The sequence below is a fragment of the Streptomyces sp. PU-14G genome, from assembly GCF_041028275.1.
In the GTDB taxonomy this organism is placed as follows: Bacteria; Actinomycetota; Actinomycetes; order Streptomycetales; family Streptomycetaceae; genus Streptomyces.
Genome location: NZ_JASKYT010000410.1, coordinates 1 through 4,968, shown reverse-complemented (window position 1 = coordinate 4,968; position 4,968 = coordinate 1). Strand labels below are relative to the sequence as shown.

At 70.5% G+C, this 4,968-nt stretch carries 3 protein-coding genes; all 3 read right to left on the bottom strand.

What is annotated here, in order from left to right:
* Window positions 1-68: 68 nt before the first annotated feature.
* Window positions 69-2,129 (bottom strand): ABC transporter permease, encoded by a 2,061-nt coding sequence (locus AB8Z75_RS30165; RefSeq protein WP_369207519.1) that lies wholly within the window; start codon window positions 2,127-2,129, stop codon window positions 69-71.
* Between the two features lie 61 nt (window positions 2,130-2,190).
* Window positions 2,191-3,366 (bottom strand): glycine betaine/L-proline ABC transporter ATP-binding protein, encoded by a 1,176-nt coding sequence (locus AB8Z75_RS30160; protein ID WP_369207517.1) that lies wholly within the window; start codon window positions 3,364-3,366, stop codon window positions 2,191-2,193.
* Window positions 3,366-4,922, bottom strand: a complete 1,557-nt coding sequence (locus tag AB8Z75_RS30155) for a GMC family oxidoreductase (protein ID WP_369207515.1) — start codon at window positions 4,920-4,922, stop codon at window positions 3,366-3,368. The genes AB8Z75_RS30160 and AB8Z75_RS30155 overlap by 1 nt, the downstream gene beginning before the upstream one ends.
* Window positions 4,923-4,968 lie beyond the last annotated feature (46 nt).

Below are 4,968 nucleotides of genomic sequence, written 5' to 3'. Positions count from 1 at the left end.
GCGCACACGCATCATCAGGGGCGGGGCCGCGGCTGCCGCGACCCCGCCCCTGATGATGCGTGTGCGCTTCACTTCGTACCTCCGCGCTTGCCGGTGCCCGCGGACTGGGTGAGCCGGTCGAGCATGAGGCCCAGGCAGACGATGGCGATACCGGCCGAGAGGCCGACGCCCAGGTCGCTCTTTTGGAGTCCGTAGACCACGTCGTAGCCGAGGGCGCCACCGCCGACCAGGCCGCCGATGACGACCATGGCCAGGACCAGGACGACGCCCTGGTTGCAGGCCAGCATCAGGGAGGGGCGGGCCAGCGGCAGCTGCACCTGGCGCAGCTGCTGCCAGCCGGTGCTGCCCAGCGAGCGGGACGCCTCCATGGCCGCCGGGTCCACGGTGCGCAGGCCCTGCGTGGTGATGCGGATGACGGCGGGCAGCGCGTACACGGCCGCCGCGAGGATCGCGGCGGGACGGCCGACGCCGACCAGCGCCACCACGGGCACCAGGTAGACGAACTGCGGCATCGTCTGCATGACGTCGAGGATCGGCCTAATCAGCCGCATCACCCACCGGGAGCGGGCGGCCAGGATGCCGATGACGACGCCGACGACGAGCGTGCACAGCACCGAGACGATCACCTGCGAGAGCGTGTCCATCGACTTGTCCCACAGGCCCAGGGCGCCCAGGACGGCGAGCGAGAGGACACCGGTCAGCCCGGCGCGCCAGGAGCCCGCCATCCAGGCCAGGACCGCCACCAGCAGCAGGACGCCCCACCAGGGCGCGGCCTGCATGGCGTCGCGCATCGGGTTGAGGATCCAGGAGGTGAAGTGCGCGGCCCACACGTCGGTGCCGCCGATGACGGGGATGCCGTCGGAGATGGACTTGGTGAACGACTCGATGCCCTTGGTCAGCGGCGAGGAGATCGACACGGTCCAGTGGATGGGCCAGGAACGCTCCCCGACAGGGCCGAAGAGGGTGCCGACGACGGCGAAGACGACGAAGACGCCCCAGGCCAGCCAGCCGCCGAGCTTCTCCAGGGCGATCGCGCCGGCGTCGCCGCCGGTGCGGGCGCGCCCCGGGGAGGTGTCGAGCTGGTCGCCGGCCGCGGCGGTCACCCGGTCGAGCCAGATGGCGATCAGCACGATGCAGCTGCCGGGGATGAGCGCCAGGCCCACGTTGTCCTTGGACAGCGCCTGGTAGACCTTGTCGCCGAGGCCGCCGGCGCCGATGACGGAGGCCATGACGACCATGGACAGCGCCATCATGATCGTCTGGTTGAGACCGAGGAGCATCTCCTTGCGGGCCAGCGGCAGCCGCGCCGTCCACAGCCGCTGCCAGGGGTCGGACCCCAGCGAGCGGGAGGCCTCCAGCGCTGCCGGGTCGGCGCCGCGCAGGCCCAGCGCCGTGAGGCGGGCCATGGGGGGCGCGGCGTAGATGACGGTGGAGACCAGCGCGGCCGGTGAGCCGATGCCGAAGATCAGCACCAGCGGCAGCAGGTAGGCGAACGCCGGCATCACCTGCATGGTGTCGAACACCGGGCGCAGGACCCGGTTGCCCGTCTCCGACAGGCCCGCGATCAGGCCGAGCAGCACGCCGATGACGGCGGAGACGGCGACCGCCACCACCATCAGGGCCAGCGTGGACATGGCGTATTCCCACACGCCCAGGACGCCGAAGACGCCGAAGGTGCACAGGGTCAGCAGGGCGATGCGCAGCGAGCGCACCTTCAGCCCGGCCCCCGACACGTACCAGGAGACGGCGGTGGCCAGCGCGGTCACGCCCAGCCAGCCCAGGTTGTTGAGGAAGGTGAAGACGTAGTCGACACCGCCCTCGGACCAGTTGCTGATGTGCAGCAGGAAGTAGAGGAACAGGGGGCTGGTGGCGCGGTTGTCGGTCAGCCAGTTGCTGAGCCAGTCCAGGCCGTCCTTGATGCCCGAGGACCAGTTCAGCGCGCCGGGCCAGCTGCCGTCCAGCGCGAGGGCACCGACGACGAGGGCGACGAGAACGAGGAGGAACGCCGTCACGGCGGGCCGGGCCAGCAGGGCGCGGGAGCCGCTCACCTCGGTGGTGGCGGGCGCCGCCGCGGTGGTCTTCTCCTTCTCCTTCTCCTTGTCAGGCTGCGGAAGGGTGGTGGTGCTCATATCAGCCCCCAGGCCGGCCGGCTCTCACGCGCACCCGGGGCGGGCACGGGATGGTGCGTCCTCATACGACGGCCACCTCCTTGGGCTCGCCGTCCTCGCCACGGCCCTCGCCGGCGTCCTCGTCCAGTCCGGCGACGACGCTCAGCAGGCGGGCGTCGTCGACGACGCCGATGGTGCGGCCGTTCTCCACGACGCGGGCGCTCTCGCCGCTGCGGGCGACGGCCTCGATGGCGTCGGCGACCAGCGTGTCGGGGGCGAGTTCGGCGCCCTTGCCGGCCTCCGCCTTCTCGGCCTTGCGCATGGCGCGGCGCACCGAGATGACCTGCTCGCGGGGGACGTCGCGGACGAAGTCGCGCACGTAGTCGTCGGCCGGGTTCGCGACGATCTCCTCGGGCGTACCCAGCTGGACGACCTCGCCGTCGCGCATCAGCGCGATGCGGTCGCCCAGGCGCAGCGCCTCGGACAGGTCGTGGGTGATGAAGACCATCGTGCGGCCCTCCTCGCGGTGCAGCCGGATAACCTCCTCCTGCATGTCGCGGCGGATCAGCGGGTCGAGCGCGCTGAACGGCTCGTCGAACAGCAGGACCTCCGGGTCGACGGCCAGTGCGCGGGCGAGGCCGACGCGCTGCTGCTGGCCGCCGGAGAGCTGGCCAGGGCGGCGCTCGCCCAGACCGTCGAGGCCGACCTTGGTGACCATCTCGGCGGCGCGCTCACGGCGCTCCGCCCTGCCGACGCCCTGGATCTCCAGGCCGTAGGCGACGTTGTCGACCACGCTGCGGTGCGGCAGGAGCCCGAAGTTCTGGAACACCATGGAGGCGCGGTGCCGGCGCAGCTCGCGCAGCGTGTCCTTGTCCATGGACAGCACGTCCTGGCCGTTGAAGTCGAGCCGCCCGGCGGTGGGTTCGATCAGCCGGGTCAGGCAGCGCACCAGGGTGGACTTGCCGGAGCCCGACAGGCCCATGACGACGAAGACCTCGCCCTTGTGGACGTCGAAGGAGACATCGCGCACGGCGGCCGTGCAGCCGGTTTTCTCCCGCAGCTCGGTCTGCGACAGCCCCTTGACCTGCTCGTCGTGCGGGAGCCGCATCCTGGCGCCCTTGGGCCCGAAGACCTTCCACAGGTTGCGGACGGAGATGACGGGGCTGTCAGCGCTCGCGTCGTTCGTCCTGGTCACGTCGTTGCTCTCGGCGTTCGCGGCGTTCGCAGCGGATGCGGTGGCCTCAGCGGTCTCGGACATCACGCAACACCTCCCGGTGCCGTAGTCGAATGGGGTCGGATGAGATCGACCGCCTTCTCGCCGAGCATCAGCACACCGATCATGGGATTGACGGCGGGCATGGTCGGGAAGACGGAGGCGTCCGCGATGCGGATGCCGGACAGGCCGCGCACGCGCAGCCGCGGGTCGACGACGGCGAGCGCGTCGTCCTGAGCCCCCATCCGGCAGGTGCCCGCCGGGTGGTAGACGGTGTGCGCGGCCTTGCGCACCAGCTCGCTGATCTGCTCGTCGTCCGTCACCTCGGGCCCGGGGAAGACCTCACGCTTGAGCCACTTGGCGAACGGCTCGGCCTGCGCGACCTTGCGGGCCAGCTTGATGCCGTCCACGAGGGTCTGGCCGTCGTAGTCCCTCTCGTCCTCGAAGTACCGGAAGTCGAGCGCCGGCTTGACCTCGGGGTCGGCGGAGGTGAGGTAGACCCGGCCGCGGCTGCGGGACTTGGGGATGTTCGGGGTCATCGACACGCCGTGCTCGGGCCGCTCGTAGCCCAGCCGCTCGGGGTTGTCGGTGAAGGGGATCTGGTAGAAGTGGAACATCAGGTCAGGGCCCTGGTGGTCCGGGTCCCGCTTGACGAACAGCCCCGCGTCGGAGTCCATCGCGGAGTTGTCGGGGATCGGCCCGTCCGTCTCCCACACGATCACCGACTCGGGGTGGTCGATGAGGTTCTCGCCCACGCCCGGCAGGTCGTGCACCACCGGGATGCCCAGCGCCTGAAGGTCCTCCTTCTTCCCGACGCCCGAGTGCATCAGCAACCGCGGCGTGTCCACCGCGCCGGCGCACACCAGCACCTCGCGGCCCGCCGTCAGCAGCGTCTCCTCGCCGTCCTTGGAGCGGACGTGCACGCCGGTGACGGTCTTGCCGTCCTCCCCGCCGAACTCCAGCTTGTACGCCCAGGTCTCCAGCAGGATGTGCAGGTTGGGGCGGTCACCGGCCTCGATGTGCGGGTGCAGGTAGGCGACCGAGGCGGAGGATCGCTTGTTGTTCTCCGGGTGGTAGGACAGGTCGAAGAAGCCGACGCCCTCGTCGAAGGGCTGGTCGTTGAAGCCGACGACCTCGGGGACGTCCAGCGCCTCCTTCGCCGCGTCGATCCAGTCCTGCGCGATGGCGTTCTGGTCCTTCTTGGCGACACGCACGATGTTGTTGCGCAGCCTGCCGAAGTAGGGCTCCATGTCCTTCGCGCCCCAGCCGGCGGCCCCCGCCGTCTCCCACTCGTCCCAGTCCGAGGGCAGCGGCTTGAAGGAGATCAGCGTGTTGTGCGACGAGCAGCCGCCGAGCACCTTGGCGCGGCTGTGCAGGATGTGCGAGTTGCCGCGCGGCTGTTCGGTGGTCGTGTACTCGTAGTCGAGCTCGCCTCCCAGCAGGCCCAGCCACTTGCGGAGGGTGAGCACCTCGGGCCGGTCGATGTCCGAGGGCCCTCCTTCGATGAGGGCGACGGTGACGTCCGGGTCCTCGGTGAGCCTTGAGGCGATCACCGACCCGGCCGTCCCACCTCCGACGATCACGTAGTCATAGCTGGACATGGGGGACTGCTCCTTGGAACTTGCGGGGACTCGGGGGATGAGGGGG

Coding starts and splice junctions, on each gene's coding strand:
- AB8Z75_RS30165 (WP_369207519.1), bottom strand. CDS start 2,129: ATGAGCACCACCACCCTTCCGCAGCCTGACAAGGAGAAGGAGAAGGAG.
- AB8Z75_RS30160 (WP_369207517.1), bottom strand. CDS start 3,366: ATGTCCGAGACCGCTGAGGCCACCGCATCCGCTGCGAACGCCGCGAAC.
- AB8Z75_RS30155 (WP_369207515.1), bottom strand. CDS start 4,922: ATGTCCAGCTATGACTACGTGATCGTCGGAGGTGGGACGGCCGGGTCG.